Origin of the sequence: Ochrobactrum teleogrylli (assembly GCF_037482325.1) — a bacterium.
Lineage (GTDB): Bacteria > Pseudomonadota > Alphaproteobacteria > Rhizobiales > Rhizobiaceae > Brucella > Brucella teleogrylli.
Genome location: NZ_JBBHKQ010000001.1, coordinates 3,326,787 through 3,345,624 on the forward strand (window position 1 = coordinate 3,326,787; position 18,838 = coordinate 3,345,624).

Here is an 18,838-nt window from a genome sequence, read left to right on the forward strand (position 1 = left end):
AAAGCCTGCGCTTCAATAATAGGACTTCAGCGGATGACCGATAAACGCGACGAAACCGACATCGACGAGAACGCTGCGCCGCGCAAGTTTGACGATCTGCCTCCGGCTGCCCAGCGCGCCCTCAAGGAAGCGGAAGAACGCCGTGCTGCCGAAACCAGTGCCAAGGCTCCGCGTGAAATCGGCGGGCGCGGCGGCAAGGACCCGGCGCGCTTCGGCGATTGGGAGATCAAGGGGCGGACAATCGACTTCTAAGCTTCAGATATTTCCGCTCCTGCGGCCTGCGCGCGCCCCTCATCCTGAGCCGGTGCGTAGCACCGTGTCGAAGGACGAGGCTGTGCTTCCCTCCTGATCCTTCGAGACAGCGGCCTTCGACAAGCTCAGGACGCTTCCTCAGAATGAGGAGGGCGAGGGCGCATCCAAAAATGAAAAGGCCGGGAAAATCCCGGCCCTTCTGTTTTACTTCTTGTTTTGACGGTTTTCGATCAGGTCGTCCACCACGCCCGGATCGGCGAGGGTTGACGTGTCGCCCAGTGAACCGAAATCGTCTTCGGCGATCTTGCGCAGGATACGGCGCATGATCTTGCCCGAACGGGTCTTCGGCAGGCCGGGCGCGAACTGGATCTTGTCCGGCGTTGCGATGGGGCCAATTTCCTTGCGCACGTGCTGGGTCAGCTCCTTGCGCAGTTCGTCGGCATCCTGTGCTTCCGCGCCGGTCATCAGGGTGACGTAGCAATAAATGCCCTGTCCCTTGATCCCGTGCGGATAGCCAACAACGGCTGCTTCGGAAACCGAATGATGTGAGACAAGCGCCGATTCGATTTCCGCCGTGCCGAGGCGATGGCCGGAAATATTCAGCACGTCATCGACGCGACCGGTGATCCAGTAATAACCGTCTTCATCGCGGCGGCAGCCGTCACCGGTGAAATACTTGCCCTTATAGGTGGAGAAGTAAGCCTCGATGAAGCGCTTGTGATCGCCGTAAAGCGTGCGCATCTGGCCGGGCCAGCTGTCGGTGATGCAGAGATTGCCATCGGTCGCACCATCGACCACATTGCCTTCATTATCCACGAGCTCCGGCTTGACGCCGAAGAACGGGCGCGTGGCGGAGCCGGGCTTGAGGTCGGTCGCGCCGGGCAGCGGCGTGATCAGAATGCCGCCGGTTTCCGTCTGCCACCAGGTATCGACGATGGGCGACTTTTCCTCGCCGACCACATGATAATACCATTCCCAGGCTTCCGGATTGATCGGCTCGCCGACCGAGCCGAGCAGGCGGAGCGATGAGCGGGAAGAACGCGTCACGAATTCATCGCCAGCGCCCATCAGCGCGCGGATCGCGGTTGGCGCGGTATAGAAGATGTTGACATGGTGCTTGTCGATGACTTCCCAGAACCGGCCCTGATCGGGGAAATTCGGCACGCCTTCAAACATCAGCGTCGTGGCGCCATTGGCCAACGGTCCATAGACGATATAGGAATGGCCCGTGACCCAACCCACATCCGCCGTGCACCAATAGGTGTCGCCGTCGTGATAGTCGAAGACATATTGATGGGTCATCGAAGCATAGACGAGATAGCCGCCCGTGGTGTGCAGTACGCCCTTCGGCTTGCCGGTGGAACCGGACGTGTAGAGGATGAAGAGCGGATCTTCCGCATTCATCGGCTCCGGTTCGCAATGCGGCTCGACGCTGGCGACTTCCTGATGATACCACAGATCGCGGCCACGGCCCCAGCTGACCTTGCCGCCGGTGCGGCGCACGACCAGCACCTTGTTGACCATGACATATTGCTTGGCGGCAATATCGATGGCGGTGTCGGTGTTTTCCTTCAGCGGAACCGGCTTGCCGCCACGCACGCCTTCATCGGCGGTGATGACAAATGTGGATTCACAATCGACGATACGACCGGCCAGCGCTTCGGGTGAGAAGCCTGCGAAAACCACGGAATGCACCGCGCCGATGCGCGCGCAGGCGAGCATGGCATAGGCTGCTTCCGGGATCATCGGCAGATAGATCGTGACGCGGTCGCCCTTCTTGACGCCGTGCTTCTTGAGCACATTCGCCATGCGGCAAACGTTTTCGTAAAGCTCGCGATAGGTGATCTTCTTGTCGATATACGGATTGTCGCCTTCCCAGATGATGGCGACCTTGTCGCCACGGCTCTTCAGGTGGCGATCAATACAATTATAGGAAACGTTGGTGACGCCGTCTTCATACCACTTGATGGAAACGTCGCCGTTAAAATCGGTGTTCTTGACCTTGGTGAAAGGCTTGAACCAGTCGATGCGGCGACCGTGCTTGGCCCAGAAGCCATCCGGATCGCTCACGCTTTCCTTGTACCATTCGAGGTAGGTCTCATTGTCAATGAGCGTGTTCTTCTTTGCCTCCGGCAGCACGGGGTAAAGCTTTTCCGACATCATTTCCTCCAAGTTTCACCAACGTCCTCTCGTCGGTGCGTGGTTCGTAACCACTGTTGGGTCCTATCTAGCTTCCTAAGCGGTGAAGGTAAATTAGACGATAGGACCGTCTGCCGTCCACAATGACGCAGGCTAAATCTCCGCATTGGCAGCACTCATGTCTTTATGGTGCTAACATATTGTTTTTACACTTTAAAAACCATTTGGAGCGATTATCTCAAATACAGGAGCCAAATATACGGCTCTTCAAAAAAAGGGGAAATCGCCATGACGACGTCCGCTTTTCACGCGAGATCGGCCTTCGAACTGCAACTCGCCGGTTACGGTCTGACGACGGCAAAACTTTTCTATCACATGCCGGATCACCCGCATCTGCTGCAGCTGTTTGTCTGGCAGGAATATGATGTCGCGCCGGAATTTCCGGTGCTGCATCATTTCATCGAGTTCTGGAAACGGGAAATCGACGGGCCGCTGCATTCGGTGACTTACACCCATTGCCGCTTGCTCGGCCCATCGGACTGGAAAAATGTGCAGGGGGAGATCGTTCTGCACTAACTTCCTGCACGACTGAAAAAATCAGGCCGGAGACGTATTGGACCGACCGCCGAAAATCGCTGAGCCGACCCGAACCGAGGTCGCGCCGAAGCCTATAGCGGTCTCATAATCGCCTGACATGCCCATGGAGAGCTTCTCGACGCCAGCTTCGCGGGCGAGCTTTTCCAACAGGGCAAAATGTGGTCCCGGGTTTTCATCGGCAGGCGGGATGCACATCAGCCCTTCGATGGCGAGGCCATGTTCATCACGACAGCGTGCGACAAAGGCGACGGCGTCCTTCGGTGCGATGCCGGCCTTTTGTTCTTCCAGACCCGTATTGACCTGCACATAGAGCTTTGGGCTCTTGCCCTGCTTGGTGATCTCGTCGGCAAGCGCGGCTGCGATCTTCTCGCGGTCCACCGTTTCGATGACGTCGAACAGGGCGACGGCATCGGCTGCCTTGTTGGATTGCAACGGGCCGATCAGATGCAGTTCGATGCCGGAATAGTGTTCGCGCAGTTCAGGCCATTTGGCTTGGGCTTCCTGCACGCGGTTTTCGCCGAAGACGCGCTGTCCGGCATCGAGCGCCGGGCGGATCGCGTCTGCGGCGAAGGTTTTCGACACGGCGACGAGCGTGACCGAACCTTCGTTGCGATGCGCTTCCTTTTCGGCATTGGCGATTGCGGCCTTGACCGTGTTCAGGTTCGTGACGATATCTGACATGAAACTCTCGCTTTCAGGCTTTTCATCCGCAAAAGGTTGACGCTTTCGCCAATACGTGGTGAAGGTCGCCATTAAATATCGACTCTCCTTATTGCATCACCTTCGTACGAGTAAATACGGACATGGCAGCCGAACGTTATAATCCGCGCGTGGCGGAAGCTCACTGGCAGAAAGTCTGGGAAGAAAACCGGACTTTCGAAACGGACAACAGCGATCCGCGCGAGAAGTATTATGTGCTTGAGATGTTCCCCTATCCATCGGGGCGCATCCATATGGGCCATGTGCGCAACTATGCGATGGGCGATGTCGTTGCCCGCTACAAGCGTGCCAAGGGTTTCAATGTGCTCCACCCGATGGGTTGGGACGCGTTCGGCATGCCTGCGGAAAATGCCGCGATGCAGAACAAGGTGCATCCGAAGGAATGGACCTACCAGAACATCGAAACGATGAAGCGCCAGCTCAAGTCCATGGGCCTGTCGCTTGATTGGTCGCGTGAATTCGCGACCTGCGATGTGGAATATTACCATCGTCAGCAGATGCTGTTCATCGACCTGTTCGAAAAAGGTCTGGTGACGCGCAAAACCTCCAAGGTCAACTGGGACCCGGTGGACAACACCGTGCTCGCCAATGAGCAGGTGGTGGACGGTCGCGGCTGGCGCTCTGGCGCGCTGGTCGAACAGCGCGAACTGACGCAGTGGTTCTTCAAGATCACTGATTTCAGCGAAGAATTGCTGGCCGGTCTCGACACGCTCGACCAGTGGCCGGAAAAAGTTCGCCTGATGCAGCGCAACTGGATCGGCAAGTCGGAAGGCTTGCAGGTTCGTTTCGCGCTCGACGGCAAGACGGCACCGGAAGGCTTCTCGGAGATCGAGGTTTACACGACGCGTCCCGACACACTGTTCGGCGCGGCTTTTGTCGCGATTTCCGCCGATCATCCGCTGGCCAAGAAGCTTGCCGAAGGTAATGCTGCGCTGACCGGCTTCATCGAAGAATGCCACCAGCACGGCACCTCGCTTGCAGCGCTTGAAACCGCTGAAAAGAAGGGCTTTGATACCGGCGTCAAGGTCAAGCACCCGTTCGACGAGAACTGGGAGCTGCCGGTCTATGTCGCCAATTTCGTGCTGATGGAATATGGCACGGGCGCTGTTTTCGGCTGTCCGGCGCATGACCAGCGCGATCTGGATTTCGCCAATAAATATGCGCTGAAGGTAACGCCGGTCGTGCTGCCGAAGGGCGAGGACGCTGCCACTTTTGCCATCACCGACACGGCCTATACCGATGACGGCGTGATGATCAATTCGCGTTTCCTCGATGGTCTGGCGCCGGAAGCAGCCTTCAACGAGGTTGCAAACCGTCTGGAACAGACCACGCTTGGCAATCGTCCGCAAGCGGCCCGCAAGGTGCAGTTCCGTCTGCGCGACTGGGGCATTTCGCGCCAGCGCTATTGGGGCTGCCCGATCCCGATGATCCATTGCGAGAGCTGTGGCGTCAATCCGGTGCCGCGCGCCGATCTGCCGGTCAAGTTGCCGGACGATGTCGATTTCGACCGTCCGGGCAATCCGCTGGACCGTCATGCCACATGGCGTCATGTGAAGTGCCCGAAATGCGGTGGCGAAGCCCGTCGCGAGACGGACACGATGGATACGTTTGTCGATTCGTCCTGGTACTATGCGCGCTTCACGGCGCCGTGGGAAAACGAGCCGACCGATCGTGCGATTGCCGACCGCTGGCTGCCGGTCGACCAGTATATCGGTGGTGTCGAACACGCGATCCTGCATCTGCTCTATTCGCGCTTTTTCACCCGCGCCATGAAGGTTACGGGCCATGTCGGTCTGGATGAGCCCTTCAAGGGCCTGTTCACGCAGGGCATGGTTGTGCACGAAACCTACAAGGCCGATGGCCAATGGGTTGCTCCTGCCGATATCCGCATCGAGGACATTGACGGCAAGCGCACCGCAACCATGCTGGATAGCGGTGCGCCGGTTGAAATCGGTTCCATCGAGAAGATGTCGAAGTCGAAGAAGAACGTCGTTGATCCCGACGATATCATCTCTTCTTATGGTGCAGATACTGCGCGCTGGTTCATGCTGTCCGATTCGCCGCCGGAACGCGACGTGATCTGGACGGAAGCAGGCGCCGAAGGCGCGCATCGTTTCGTGCAGCGCGTCTGGCGTCTGGTGTCGGAAGCAGCCGAACATCTGAAGGATGTCGCGCCGAAGACCGGTTCGCAGGGCGAAGCGCTTGCCGTTTCCAAGGCCGTGCATAAGACGGTCAACGCTGTTGGCGACGATATCGAAAAGCTCGCTTTCAATCGCGGCGTTGCGCGACTTTATGAGCTGGTGAATGCGCTTGCAGCACCGTTGCAGCTTGTCGCTTCGGACAAGGCCGATGATGAGCTGAAGGGCGCTGTTCGTGACGCCACGGAAAAGCTTATCCAGATGCTCGCACCGATGATGCCGCATCTTGCTGAACAGTGCCTGACGGAACTGGGCGGCAAGATCGCCGGACAGGAAACGTTGGTCGCCCGCGCGCCATGGCCGCTCTTCGACGCCGCATTGGTGGTGGAAAACGAGATCGTGATGCCGGTGCAGATCAACGGCAAGAAGCGTGGGGATTTGACAATCGCCCGCGACGCTGATCAAGCTAGCATCCAGCAGGCGGTGCTCGAACTTGACTTCGTCAAGGCTGCGCTCAACGGGGGCTCGCCGAAGAAGATTATCGTGGTGCCGCAAAGGATCGTCAATGTCGTTGCCTGATCGTTTCCTCTCCGCAATCAAGACTTTCCGCGTCGCTTTTGTGGCTGTGGGAGCTGCGGTTCTCCTTGCTGGCTGCACGGTGCAGCCGCTTTATTCGTCGGGCGGCGGTGCCGGTGGTTCGATCGGCGGCAGTGTGACGCCGGATATGCGCACCAAGCTTGCTTCCGTGTCCATCGATCCGGCTGGCGATGTCTATGGCCAGCAGGTGCGCAATCGCCTGATCTTCCTGCTCGGCGGTGGCGCTGGTGAACCAGCCAACCCGATGTATCGTCTGAGCCTCGGCCTCAGCACGAGCACGATTTCCGCCGTAAGCGTGGATATCGGCGATCAGACCGACCGCACGGGCCGTCCATCGGCTGGTATCGTCAAGGCGACTTCGAATTTCGTGCTGCGTGACAAGGACGGCAAGCCGCTCGCCACGGGCACGCGCACGACGGGCGCTTCCTTCGATCGTCCGCGTCAGGAATTCGCAAACCTTCGTGCAGAACGCGATGCGCGCAAGCGCGCCGCGGAAGAACTGGCCGAACAGGTTTTCCTCGCATTGGCGCAGAAGCTGTCGAAGCTCTGATCGTTCCTCTGATCTGAAATCACAAAAGCGGCGCTTCCGGGCGCCGTTTTTTTTGTTTCGCTAACCACAAAAAGGCTCAAGGAATTCAGCAAGGTAACATTGCTGTTCCCTGCAAACATTTTTATAACTCCTTGTTTTAAATGAACTAATTTACAATTTGCATATTGCCCGAGGCGTGACGCGAAAAATGGGAAGCGACTTCCCCATGCGTCATGCGTGAAAGCCGCGCGGTGTGTCCGTCGGTTCAATCATTATTTCAGGAGTATTCAGATGATGCGATTTTCAGACCTCATGAAAGGCATGGCCTTTGCGGCACTAGGCGTGGCGGGACTGGCCGTTGCGGGTCCGGCAGCGGCACAGGAAAAGGCAGCGCCGTTGCAGTGGCAGTTTTTCCAGGCCGATGAGAATGGCTTCAACCGGACGCCGGTTCTGTTGACGGGGGAAAAGGAAGCCATTCTGCTCGATGGCGGTTTTACCTTCTCCGATGGCAAGGCCGTTGCCGAAAAGATCAGGGAAACCGGCAAGAAGCTCACCACGGTCTATGTCAGCCAGAGCGACCCCGACTATTATTTCAACCTGCGCGAGATCAAGTCGGCTTTCCCGGATGTCAAAATCATCGCTGCTCCTGAAACCGTTGCCGCCATCAATGGCAATGTCGAGACGAAGCTTAAGGTCTGGGGACCGCAGCTGAAGGATAATGGCCCGCAGAACCTCTCCGATCTGGTCCTGCCGCAGGCCTCGGATGTGAAGACGCTCACGCTGGAAGGCAACGAGATTGAGATCGTCCCGACTGAAGGCATGAAGAACCGCCGCTATCTTTGGGTGCCATCGCTGAAGGCGGTGTTCGGCGGCGTGTTGATTGGCGCAGGCGAGCATATCTGGCTGGCCGATACGGCTGACAAGGCGCAGCGCGAGGCATGGATCAAGAACCTCGATGCGATTGCGGCTCGCAATCCTGAAGTGGTTGTCCCGGCCCATATGATGGCCGGTTCTGCGACGGATGTTTCGGCGGTCAAATTCACCCGCGATTATATCGCTGCATTCGATGAGGAGGCCGACAAGGCCAAGGATAGTGCCACGCTTATCGCTGCGATGAAGAAGCGCTATCCGGATCTGGGCGGCGAAAGCAGCCTGGAACTGGGCGCCAAGGTCATCAAGGGCGAGATGAAATGGGAATAATGCGCGGCCAAGAGACAATCGCCGGTTCGAGCCTGTGACGGCCTTGGCCGGTTGATTGGAATTTGTGGTTCGCATCGAGACGGATATAAAGGGCGGCGCGGCATGTGCCGCCCTTGTTGTGTCAGCCTGTTGTGGAAATCATGCGCCTCGCTTCCTTTTCGGCCAAAGGCTATCGTTCGCTGCGTTCTGTCCGGTTCGATCTTGGACAGGTGACGGTGTTCGTCGGTGAAAACGGGGCGGGCAAATCCAATCTCTATCGGGCTTTGCAACTGATCAAGGCGGCTGCGGAAGGCAATTTCTCCACGGAGATCGTGCGGGAAGGCGGCATGCAGTCGGCCATGTGGAGCGGCGGTCGTCGCAAGCACGAATCGGCGCGGATCATTCTGGAAGCGGATTTCGAGGACGAAAGGCTGGCGTCGCGCCTTTCCTATCGGGTGGAGGCGGGTTTGCCGCCACCTGTTTCCGGGGCATTTCCTTTCGAGCCGCAGATCAAGGAAGAACAGCTTAATCTCGATACGGGTCGTCGCCCGGTCGATCTCATGGACCGGCGCGGTCCGGCGGTCTTTGCCCGCGATGGGGAAGGGCGGCGCATGGAGCATCCGACGCGGCTTCTGACATCGGAAAGCGGGCTGGCCGTGCTTGGTCAGTCGGGCCATTATCCCGAGATCGGCGACCTCGCGGCGCAACTGCGTGGCTGGCGATTTTATCACGGCTTCCGAAGCGACCGCGACGCTCCTGCACGCCAGCCTTCCATTGCGGCCACCGCAGCCATGCTGGACGAGGATGGCGGCAATCTTGCCTCAGTCTTTGCCACGCTTGCGCATATCCGTCAGGATACGGTCGATCTGGATCGCTTTATAGAAGAGGCGCTGGATGGTGCGAAACTGGTCGTTCCTTATCCGGAAGAAACCGCCAGTTTCGGCCTGAATTTTCCAGCTTTCCCGCCCCGCATCTTTCGACCCGGCGAATTGTCCGACGGACAGATTCGCCTATTGGCGCTGGCGGGCGCGCTTTTAGCCTACCGCCTGCCGCCATTGATCGCGCTGAACGAACCGGAAGCAAGCCTGCACCCGGACATGATCCCCTCGCTTGCGCGAATGATCGCGCAGGCGTCAGAACGCAGCCAGATCTGGGTTGTAACCCATTCCAGCGCTCTTGCCAGCGCTATAGCCGAGCATTGCGGCAGCAGGCCGATTCGGGTCAGCAAGCAGGATGGTGAAACGGTTCTGGAATAAAAAAGCGGGCCGAAGCCCGCCTTTCATTTGTTTCGCAAAAATCGCTGATTAAGCGATCTTCTGACCGGTCTTCGCCCAATCGGCGAGGAAGGTTTCGAGGCCCTTGTCGGTCAGCGGATGCTTGACGAGCGCCTTGAGCGTTGCCGCAGGCGCGGTCACGACATCGGCACCGATCAGCGCTGCTTCCTTGACGTGATTGACGGTACGAACCGAAGCGGCAAGAATTTCGGTGCGGAAATCGTAATTGTCATAGATCGTGCGGATTTCAGCAATCAGTTCCATGCCATTGATAGCCATATCGTCGAGACGACCGATGAATGGCGAAATGAAGGTCGCGCCAGCCTTGGCTGCAAGAAGCGCCTGATTGGCCGAGAAGCAGAGCGTCATATTGACCTTGTGGCCATCGGAAGACAGAGCCTTACAGGCCTTGAGTCCGTCGAAGGTTACGGGCAGTTTGATGCAGATATTATTTGCATATTTGGCGATGTGGGCAGCTTCCTTCATCATCTGCTCATATTCGGTCGCGGCAACTTCGGCAGAAACCGGACCCTTGACGAAGGAGCAGATTTCCTTGGTAACTTCCTCGATATTGCGACCCGACTTCAGGATGAGGGATGGGTTGGTGGTCACGCCATCGACCAGTCCAAGGTCGTTCAGTTCGCGGATTTCCTTGACGTCCGCAGTGTCCACGAAAAACTTCATAACAGCGTTCCTCCATAGTGAGCGCGGGTGGTTTTGGGAGCTAAATCCGTTTAAGTCCCGGAAGGTGGCTTTTCTTTAGCGCAAAGCCGCGCCAAGGTCACGCGATCATGTCGAAAGATTCGCACGATATTGCTAACCCTGTTCTGGGCCTGTTTTCGGACGCGCTGCCGGGCTTCACGCCGCGCGTGGTTCCCGTGCTGGTGCCTATGCCAGCAGAACGGCCTTATTCTTATATGGTCCCGGAGGGCATGAACGTCCAGCCCGGGTCGATCGTGCGCGTCCCGCTCGGACCGCGTGAAGTCGCGGGCATCGTCTGTGAGGGCGAAACCGATGCGGTCGACGCCAAAAAGCTCAGAGCGATTTCCGAAGTGTTCGATTGTCCACCGGTGGATGGCGAGATGCTCCGCTTCATGCGCTGGGCTGCGGATTACACGCTTTCGCCGCCCGGCATGGTGGCGCGTATGGTTTTGCGCGTGCCTGCCGCCTTCGACCCTGAGCCGTCTGTGCCGGGCCTGCGTTATTCCGGCGGTGAACCGGAACGCATGACCGACGCGCGCTCCCGCGTGATGGAGCTTGCCCGCGACGGGCTTGCCTGGACCCGGTCGGGTCTCGCCCATGCGGCGGGCGTTTCGGCAACGGTCGTAGAGGGATTGAAGGCGCAGGGCGTCTTTGATGAAGTGATGCTGCCACCGCCCGCCGTAGTGGCGAAGCCCGACACGGATTATGCCCGCGCCACGCTCTCGGAAGACCAGCAGGCAGCCGCCGAAATGCTTTCTGATTCCGTCGTGGCGGATTGTTTTTCCGTTTCCCTCCTCGATGGCGTGACGGGATCAGGCAAGACCGAAGTTTATTTCGAAGCTGTCGCCAAGGCGCTCGATCAGGGCAAGCAGGTGCTGATTCTCCTGCCCGAAATCGCGCTGACACAGCAGTTTCTCGACCGCTTTCATGATCGTTTCGGTGCCAAGCCCGCCGAATGGCATTCCGACCTTGCGCCCCGCACCCGCGAGCGCGTCTGGCGTCAGGTCACGGAAGGCACGGTACGGGTGGTTGCGGGCGCCCGTTCGGCGCTGTTTCTGCCCTTCAAGGAACTGGGGCTGATCGTGGTCGATGAAGAACATGATCCGGCTTACAAACAGGAAGACCGGGTTTTCTACAACGCCCGCGATATGGCCGTCGTGCGCGGCCATATTGGCGGTTTCCCGGTGGTGCTGGCCTCGGCCACGCCGTCCATCGAAAGTCAGGTCAATGCGGATCAGGGCCGCTACAAGCGAATCAAGCTTTACGGGCGTTATGCGGAAGCCGCACTCCCCGATCTTAAAACCATCGACATGCGGCGGTCACCGCCGCCGCCGGGACGCTTTCTGTCGCCCGCACTCACCGAAGCGGTCGGCAAGACCGTCGCGCGCGGCGAACAGGCCCTGCTGTTCCTCAACCGTCGCGGCTATGCGCCGCTGACATTGTGCCGGGTGTGCGGTCACCGCTTTCAGTGCCCGCAATGTTCAAGCTGGCTGGTCGAGCATCGCTTTCGCGGCCAGCTGATGTGCCATCAGTGCGGTTATCACGAGCCGGTGCCCGAAGCCTGCCCGGAATGCGGCACACTCGATCATCTGGTCGCCTGTGGCCCCGGCGTGGAACGGATCGCGGAGGAAGTTGCCGCGACGTTCAACGAAGCGCGAATCATAGTGCTTTCGTCTGATATGGCGGGCGGTGTGAAGCGGCTGCGTCTGGAACTCGACGCCATTGCGAAGGGCGAGGCGGATATCGTCATCGGCACGCAGCTTGTCGCGAAGGGGCACAATTTTCCCAATATGACGCTGGTGGGCGTGGTGGATGCTGATCTGGGGCTGGCCAATGGCGACCCACGCGCCGCCGAACGCACTTTCCAGCTTCTCAATCAGGTGACGGGCCGTGCGGGCCGTACGGGTCGCAAGAGCCTCGGTCTAATCCAGACCTATCAGCCGGATCATCCGGTGATGCGCGCCATTGTCAGCGGCGATGCGGAAGCCTTTTATGCTCGCGAGATCGAGGAGCGGGAGCGCAGCGCTCTGCCGCCATTCGGACGGCTTGCTGCGTTGATCATCTCGGCCGATAACCGCCCGGATGCGGAAAACCATGCGCGTGCGCTTCGCCGCGCCGCACCGTCCTCTTCGGAGATTTCCGTGCTCGGTCCCGCCGAAGCGCCGCTGGCGCTGGTGCGCGGCAGGCATCGTTTCCGAATCTTGATCCACGGGACAAAACGCGCGGATATTCAATCCTTTATCCGTGCTTTGCTGGCTGCATCACCCAAGGAGCGAGGCTCCATCCGGGTGCAGGTTGACATCGATCCGCAAAGCTTTTTGTAAGGTTGGGCAACTATCGACGTGCCTGCAAGAAATAGGGGCTTGCTTCTCTAGTCGCTAGAGGATGCAGACTGGTTTTCAAGGTTCCAATGAGGCTTGAGACCAATGAAATATACCCCTTCCCAACCCGCGCAATCATCAGCGAAGAATGGTCCCGGATTCTGGCTGGTCGCCCTTTTCGGGCTGGTGGTCTGGACATTGTTAATGTGGTTTGCCTATTCCATCTCGGATGCTGTGATCGTCTGGATCAGCGGCAACGGAGCGGTTCTGGCCGAGACCGGAAAAAGCCTGATCGGTTCGGAAGTAACAGCGCTGCTGGATACGACCAAACTGGACCAGATAGCCGGTTCAGGTATTGGATTGCTGCAGAGTTTGCTTGCGCCCGCGCTTGCGATCATCTGGGTGATCGGTGCCGTGGCCATCCTCTTCATCCGGTCGATTCTGGCGCGCATCATCGGGATGCGCGGTTCGCTATCGCGCTGAGGACTGGCTCCATTGATGTGCGTTCATGCCGTGCGATCGGTTTTCGTTTGGGCAAAACTGGTTTATAGCCGTGCTGTTCAAATTGAGGGGTGATCGCGATGGAATTCTATCTTCCCACCACGACCGGCGAATGGCTCGCCTGGAGCTCGGCAGCCGTGACGGCCTTTGCGGGCATCGTCATGCTGTTTGCGCCCGGCATCACCATGAAGCTGTTGCGGTTGCAGCCGGTCAATGCGCGACCGGAAGCGTTCAGTTCCATCCGCGCCGTGCTGGCCGGTCCATATCTCGGTCTGGGGCTTGGCTGCCTCATTTTTGCACAACCCTTCTTGTGGGTTGTTCTGGGGGCGGCGTGGGGCTTCGCCCTGTTCGGGCGCTTCATCTCGATGATGTCCGATAATGTCGGACGCGGCGGCGGCACGATCTATAACTGGTTGGCAGGAATTGTAGAATTCCTTCTGGCCGCCGGGCCATTGCTCTACGCGTTTGGCTTCATCGGTTAACCCTGCGACTTTTTTGATCGGAAAACGCGACAAAACTTACACAAAAGTGCGGGATTCGCGTGTTGCGAGTCCGGTTCGTCTATGCTAGACGGCAATCACATTTCGGTGTTGACGTGCTCGCGCGTCAGTGGTTTTCCGGAAACATTCAATAAAATCATCGGCTTGGCGTCCTGAGCAACATTGGGCCCCAAAAGGATGGTTTCAACGTAGAGAGCAGGTTGTTCGTGGCTGAAACGTCTTCGCTCATTTCAGGTGTGGCACAGCGTTACGCCGGATCGCTTTTCGAGCTGGCGCTCGAAGCCAAGTCCGTTGCTGCTGTGGAGAAAGATCTTGTTCGTTTCGAGGCGCTTCTGAGCGGAAGCGAGGACCTCAAGCGTCTGATCTCCAGTCCGGTATTTTCTTCGGAAGACCAGCTCCATGCGATCGGCGCCATTGCCGACAAGGCGGGCATCAAGGGTCTGGTGGGAAATCTCCTGCGCGTCGTCGCAGCGAACCGCCGCCTTTTCGCCCTGCCGGGCATCATCGCCGCATTCCACAAGATTGCTGCTGAACATCGCGGAGAAGTTTCCGCCGATGTCACTTCCGCGCATGCGCTGACCGCTGCGCAGGAAAACGAATTGAAGGCAACGCTGAAGAGCGTGGCCGGCAAGGACGTGACGATTAACGTCACCGTCGATCCGTCGATCCTCGGCGGTCTTATCGTCAAGATGGGTTCGCGTCAGATCGACACGTCCCTTCGCACCAAACTATCTTCTCTCAAGCTTGCACTGAAAGAGGTCGGCTGATGGACATCCGCGCTGCGGAAATTTCCGCTATCCTGAAAGAGCAAATCAAGAACTTCGGCAAGGAGGCTGAGGTCTCCGAAGTCGGTCAGGTTCTGTCCGTCGGCGACGGTATTGCTCGCGTCTATGGTCTGGACAATGTTCAGGCTGGTGAAATGGTCGAATTCCCCGGCGGCATTCGCGGCATGGCGCTCAACCTTGAAAACGACAATGTTGGTGTCGTTATCTTCGGTGCCGACCGTGACATCAAGGAAGGCGACGTCGTCAAGCGTACCGGCGCCATCGTTGACGTGCCTGTTGGTCCGGGTCTGCTCGGCCGCGTTGTCGACGCTCTCGGCAATCCGATCGACGGCAAGGGCCCAATCGTTGCTACCGAGCGTCGCCGCGTCGACGTCAAGGCACCGGGCATTATTCCGCGCAAGTCGGTTCATGAGCCAATGTCGACCGGCCTCAAGGCTGTTGACGCTCTGATCCCGGTTGGTCGTGGTCAGCGCGAGCTGGTCATCGGTGACCGTCAGACCGGCAAAACCGCCATCATTCTCGACACCTTCCTGAACCAGAAGCCGATCCACGACAACGGCCCGGACAGCGAAAAGCTTTATTGCGTTTACGTTGCTATCGGCCAGAAGCGTTCGACTGTTGCTCAGTTCGTCAAGGTTCTCGAAGAACGCGGCGCACTCGAATATTCGATCGTTATCGCTGCTACCGCTTCCGATCCGGCTCCGATGCAGTACCTCGCTCCGTTCGCAGGTTGCGCAATGGGCGAATACTTCCGTGACAACGGTCAGCACGCTCTCATCGGTTACGACGATCTGTCCAAGCAGGCTGTTGCTTACCGTCAGATGTCCCTTCTGCTTCGTCGTCCTCCGGGCCGTGAAGCTTATCCGGGCGACGTTTTCTATCTGCACTCCCGTCTTCTCGAACGCGCTGCAAAGCTCAACGACGAAAACGGCGCTGGCTCGCTGACGGCTCTGCCGGTCATCGAAACGCAGGGCAACGACGTTTCGGCCTTCATTCCGACCAACGTGATCTCGATCACCGACGGCCAGATCTTCCTCGAAACCAACCTGTTCTATCAGGGTATCCGTCCGGCTGTTAACGTCGGTCTGTCGGTTTCGCGCGTTGGTTCTTCGGCTCAGGTCAAGGCCATGAAGCAGGTCGCCGGTTCGATCAAGGGCGAGCTCGCCCAGTATCGTGAAATGGCCGCCTTCGCACAGTTCGGTTCGGATCTCGATGCCTCGACCCAGCGTTTGCTGAACCGTGGCGCGCGTCTGACCGAGCTTCTCAAGCAGCCGCAGTTCTCGCCGCTCAAGACGGAAGAACAGGTTGCCGTGATTTATGCCGGTGTGAATGGCTATCTCGATAAGATCGCCGTCAACCAGGTTGGCAAGTTCGAAGCAGGTCTTCTTTCTTCGTTGCGCACCGAGCACAAGGATGTGCTGGATGCGATCCGCGATCAGAAAGCACTCACCGACGACATCAAAGCAAAGCTCAAGGCAGCGGTCGACGCGTTCGCCAAGTCTTTCGCTTGAATTTTGTGACGGGATGAACGGATGCCTTCACTAAAGGATCTGAGAAACCGTATCGCCTCGGTCAAGGCGACGCAGAAAATCACCAAGGCGATGCAGATGGTCGCCGCGGCGAAGCTGCGCCGTGCCCAGGAAGCTGCGGAGGCCGCGCGGCCTTACTCGCAGCGCATGGGCGCCGTTCTCGCTAATATCGCGCAGAATGTCAGCGGCGAAGATGCACCGGCATTGATGGCCGGTACAGGTAAGGACGACGTGCATCTGCTCGTCGTCTGCACTGCAGAACGTGGCCTTTGCGGCGGTTTCAACAGCCAAATCGCACGCCTGGCGCGCGATCATACCCGCAAGCTCCTCGCTGAAGGCAAGACGGTCAAGATCATCACGGTCGGCAAGAAGGGCGCAGATATTCTGCGTCGTGAATTTGCCTCTCTGATCATCGACCACGTCAATTTGCGCGAAGTCAAGCAGCTCGCTTTTGTGCATGCCGACCAGATCGGCCACAAGGTGATCGAGCTGTTCGAACAAGGCGCATTTGATGTCTGCACCCTGTTCTATTCCGAATTCAAGTCGGTGATTGCACAGATCCCGACTGCGCAGCAGATCATTCCGGCTTCGGCTGGCGATGTTGCGCAGGCGGAGGCTGCAGGCGATGCGATTTATGAGTACGAACCTGATCCTGCGGCGATCCTGAGCACGCTGATCCCACGCAACATTTCGGTCCAGATTTTCCGCGCACTGTTGGAAAATGTGGCGGGCGAAATGGGCGCGAAGATGAGCGCCATGGACAATGCGACGCGTAATGCCGGTGACATGATCAACAAGTTGTCGATCACGTATAACCGTCAGCGTCAGGCTCAGATCACCAAGGAACTGATCGAAATCATTTCGGGCGCGGAAGCGCTCTAGGGTTTACCGCATGGTCTATCCGGGAAGTCTGCAACTTTTCGGGACCATGCTAACGGAAGGTAAGGATCGATGGCAAAAGCAGCGACCCCGAAAACTACCGCCGCGGCCGAAGCAAAGCCGGCAGCGGCGAAGAAGGCTCCAGCCAAGGCTACACCAGCTAAGGCGGCTGCCGCCAAGACGCCAGCAGCTCCCAAGGCTGCGGCGACCGGTGCAGTTGGCAAGATCACTCAGGTCATCGGCGCTGTTGTCGACGTACAGTTCGAAGACGGTCAGCTGCCGCTGATCCTCAACGCTCTGGAAACCGACAATCTGGGCAACCGCCTGGTTCTCGAAGTTGCGCAGCATCTGGGCGAAAACACCGTTCGCACCATCGCCATGGACTCGACCGAAGGTCTGGTTCGCGGTCACGAAGTGCGCGACACCGGCAACCCGATCATGGTTCCGGTTGGTGAAGAAACGCTTGGCCGCATCATGAACGTCATCGGCGAGCCGGTTGACGAAGCTGGTCCGATCAAGACCACGGCGCGCCGCGCGATCCACCAGGAAGCGCCTGAATATATCGAACAGTCGACCGAAGCTGAAATCCTGGTAACGGGCATCAAGGTCGTCGACCTTCTCGCTCCTTACGCCAAGGGTGGTAAGATTGGTCTGTTCGGCGGCGCCGGCGTCGGCAAGACCGTTCTCATCATGGAACTGATCAACAACGTCGCCAAGGCGCACGGTGGTTACTCGGTATTCGCGGGCGTTGGTGAACGTACCCGTGAAGGTAACGATCTTTACCACGAAATGATCGAATCGGGCGTCAACAAGCTCGGCGGCGGTGAAGGCTCCAAGGCCGCACTCGTTTACGGTCAGATGAACGAGCCTCCGGGTGCGCGCGCTCGCGTTGCCCTTTCGGGTCTGACGGTTGCTGAAAACTTCCGTGACAAGGGCCAGGACGTTCTGTTCTTCGTGGACAACATCTTCCGCTTCACGCAGGCTGGTTCGGAACTTTCGGCTCTTCTCGGCCGTATTCCTTCCGCTGTGGGTTATCAGCCGACGCTGGCAACCGACATGGGCGCGATGCAGGAACGCATCACCACGACGACCAAGGGTTCGATTACCTCGGTTCAGGCAATTTACGTTCCTGCCGACGATTTGACCGATCCTGCTCCGGCTACGTCGTTCGCTCACTTGGACGCGACCACCACGCTGAACCGTTCGATCGCTGAAAAGGGTATTTACCCGGCTGTGGATCCTCTGGAATCCACGTCGCGTATGCTCGATCCGATGATCGTTGGTGAAGAACACTACGCCGTTGCCCGTCAGGTGCAGGCGATCCTGCAGCGCTACAAGGCTCTTCAGGACATCATCGCCATCCTCGGCATGGACGAACTGTCGGAAGACGACAAGCTGACCGTTGCGCGCGCTCGTAAGATCGAACGCTTCCTGTCGCAGCCGTTCTTCGTTGCTGAAGTCTTCACCGGTTCGCCAGGCAAGCTTGTCGCGCTCGAAGACACCATCAAGGGCTTCAAGGGCCTTTGCGCAGGTGAATACGATCATCTTCCAGAACCGGCCTTCTACATGGTCGGCTCGATTGAAGAAGCGATCGAAAAGGCGAAGAAGCTGGCTGCTGAAGCCGCTTGATGAATTGAGTTTCCCGGTGGGCCGAAAGGCCCACCGAGACGACCTGTTCATTTGTTTGAGCACGATCTTTCCGCAAACCGGTTTCCAGTTTCGAGATCACGCTCAGGAAATTTAAGTGAGAACCATGGCTCAAGCTTTCCAATTCGAACTCGTGTCGCCTGAACGCCTCCTGCTTTCCGCGCAGGTGACGGAAGTCGTCATTCCGGGTAGCGAAGGCTATCTGACGGCTCTCGCCGGTCATTCGCCGCTGATGTCGACGATCATGCCGGGAGTCGTTTCGGTGAAGCTTGCCGACGGCAAGTCTGACTCTTATGTGGTTTTCGGCGGTTTTGCCGATATTACCCCGCAGAGCTGCACCGTGCTGGCCGAATCCGCAACGCATGTCGACGCCATTGAGCCGTCGGACATTACGCGCCGCATCGATGAAGCCCGTAAGGCGCTCGATGATGCGACTTCGCCGGAGCATCGCACCAAGGCCGAAATCTTCCTGCACCAGCTGATGACGCTGCAGGGCGCGGTTATACCGGGCTGATACGGTAGAAAATTCACATATATTTGGGAAAGCGG

General features: G+C 58.3%; 17 protein-coding genes. 14 read left to right on the forward strand and 3 right to left on the reverse strand.

The features are described from left to right. The first annotated feature begins 33 nt into the window (after nucleotides 1-33). Complete coding sequence (locus WIX40_RS15530) at nucleotides 34-252, forward strand: DUF1674 domain-containing protein (protein WP_140026194.1); 219 nt, start codon at nucleotides 34-36, stop codon at nucleotides 250-252. Between the two features lie 204 nt (nucleotides 253-456). Here WIX40_RS15530 and acs read toward each other — a convergent pair whose 3' ends face one another. Further along, nucleotides 457-2,412, reverse strand: coding sequence for an acetate--CoA ligase (acs, locus tag WIX40_RS15535; protein ID WP_339441060.1), 1,956 nt, complete (start codon nucleotides 2,410-2,412; stop codon nucleotides 457-459). Between the two features lie 267 nt (nucleotides 2,413-2,679). Here acs and WIX40_RS15540 point away from each other — a divergent pair, with 267 nt between their 5' ends. After that, entirely contained in the window at nucleotides 2,680-2,967 is a 288-nt protein-coding gene (locus tag WIX40_RS15540; RefSeq protein ID WP_109369825.1) for an usg protein, read from the forward strand. 21 nt (nucleotides 2,968-2,988) lie between these two features. On the opposite strand, the gene WIX40_RS15545 is transcribed toward WIX40_RS15540, so the two are convergent. After that, complete coding sequence (locus tag WIX40_RS15545; protein WP_339440549.1) at nucleotides 2,989-3,669, reverse strand: YggS family pyridoxal phosphate-dependent enzyme; 681 nt, start codon at nucleotides 3,667-3,669, stop codon at nucleotides 2,989-2,991. 122 nt (nucleotides 3,670-3,791) lie between these two features. Here WIX40_RS15545 and leuS point away from each other — a divergent pair, with 122 nt between their 5' ends. The 4 genes from leuS (at nucleotide 3,792) to WIX40_RS15565 (ending at nucleotide 9,407) form a co-directional block, all read left to right on the forward strand. Continuing rightward, on the forward strand, nucleotides 3,792-6,425 hold the full coding sequence (gene leuS, locus WIX40_RS15550; RefSeq protein WP_339440550.1) for a leucine--tRNA ligase: 2,634 nt from the start codon (nucleotides 3,792-3,794) through the stop codon (nucleotides 6,423-6,425). Beyond that, nucleotides 6,412-6,993 (forward strand): LPS assembly lipoprotein LptE, encoded by a 582-nt coding sequence (gene lptE / locus WIX40_RS15555; protein WP_109369823.1) that lies wholly within the window; start codon nucleotides 6,412-6,414, stop codon nucleotides 6,991-6,993. The genes leuS and lptE overlap by 14 nt, the downstream gene beginning before the upstream one ends. 270 nt (nucleotides 6,994-7,263) lie before the next feature. Next, the gene (locus WIX40_RS15560) at nucleotides 7,264-8,172 is read left to right on the forward strand and encodes an MBL fold metallo-hydrolase (protein ID WP_339440553.1); all 909 of its coding nucleotides are present in this window, start codon (nucleotides 7,264-7,266) and stop codon (nucleotides 8,170-8,172) included. A 140-nt stretch (nucleotides 8,173-8,312) separates the two neighbouring features. After that, entirely contained in the window at nucleotides 8,313-9,407 is a 1,095-nt protein-coding gene (locus WIX40_RS15565) for an AAA family ATPase (protein WP_109369822.1), read from the forward strand. 48 nt (nucleotides 9,408-9,455) lie between these two features. On the opposite strand, the gene fsa is transcribed toward WIX40_RS15565, so the two are convergent. Continuing rightward, a complete protein-coding gene (gene fsa, locus WIX40_RS15570; RefSeq protein ID WP_339440554.1) occupies nucleotides 9,456-10,109 on the reverse strand; it encodes a fructose-6-phosphate aldolase in 654 nt (217 codons plus the stop codon). 107 nt (nucleotides 10,110-10,216) lie between these two features. On the opposite strand from fsa, the gene WIX40_RS15575 reads away from it, so the two are divergent. The 8 genes from WIX40_RS15575 (at nucleotide 10,217) to WIX40_RS15610 (ending at nucleotide 18,803) form a co-directional block, all read left to right on the forward strand. Then, nucleotides 10,217-12,451, forward strand: a complete 2,235-nt coding sequence (locus WIX40_RS15575; protein WP_339440555.1) for a primosomal protein N' — start codon at nucleotides 10,217-10,219, stop codon at nucleotides 12,449-12,451. A gap of 102 nt (nucleotides 12,452-12,553) precedes the next feature. After that, entirely contained in the window at nucleotides 12,554-12,931 is a 378-nt protein-coding gene (locus tag WIX40_RS15580; RefSeq protein ID WP_147438008.1) for a hypothetical protein, read from the forward strand. A gap of 98 nt (nucleotides 12,932-13,029) precedes the next feature. After that, nucleotides 13,030-13,431: an AGROH133_08824 family phage infection protein gene (locus tag WIX40_RS15585; RefSeq protein WP_109369818.1), complete on the forward strand. Its 402-nt coding sequence runs from the start codon at nucleotides 13,030-13,032 to the stop codon at nucleotides 13,429-13,431. Nucleotides 13,432-13,655: 224 nt separating this feature from the next. Continuing rightward, entirely contained in the window at nucleotides 13,656-14,216 is a 561-nt protein-coding gene (locus WIX40_RS15590) for a F0F1 ATP synthase subunit delta (RefSeq protein WP_109370319.1), read from the forward strand. Further along, nucleotides 14,216-15,745: a F0F1 ATP synthase subunit alpha gene (gene atpA, locus WIX40_RS15595; protein ID WP_124915895.1), complete on the forward strand. Its 1,530-nt coding sequence runs from the start codon at nucleotides 14,216-14,218 to the stop codon at nucleotides 15,743-15,745. The genes WIX40_RS15590 and atpA overlap by 1 nt, the downstream gene beginning before the upstream one ends. A gap of 21 nt (nucleotides 15,746-15,766) precedes the next feature. Next, nucleotides 15,767-16,645 (forward strand): F0F1 ATP synthase subunit gamma, encoded by an 879-nt coding sequence (locus WIX40_RS15600; protein WP_171318705.1) that lies wholly within the window; start codon nucleotides 15,767-15,769, stop codon nucleotides 16,643-16,645. A gap of 69 nt (nucleotides 16,646-16,714) precedes the next feature. Continuing rightward, nucleotides 16,715-18,271 carry a F0F1 ATP synthase subunit beta gene (gene atpD, locus WIX40_RS15605; RefSeq protein WP_109369816.1) on the forward strand — a complete coding sequence of 519 codons (1,557 nt, stop codon included), beginning with the start codon at nucleotides 16,715-16,717 and terminating at the stop codon, nucleotides 18,269-18,271. 124 nt (nucleotides 18,272-18,395) lie between these two features. After that, complete coding sequence (locus tag WIX40_RS15610) at nucleotides 18,396-18,803, forward strand: F0F1 ATP synthase subunit epsilon (RefSeq protein ID WP_078339547.1); 408 nt, start codon at nucleotides 18,396-18,398, stop codon at nucleotides 18,801-18,803. The last annotated feature ends 35 nt before the right edge of the window (nucleotides 18,804-18,838 follow it).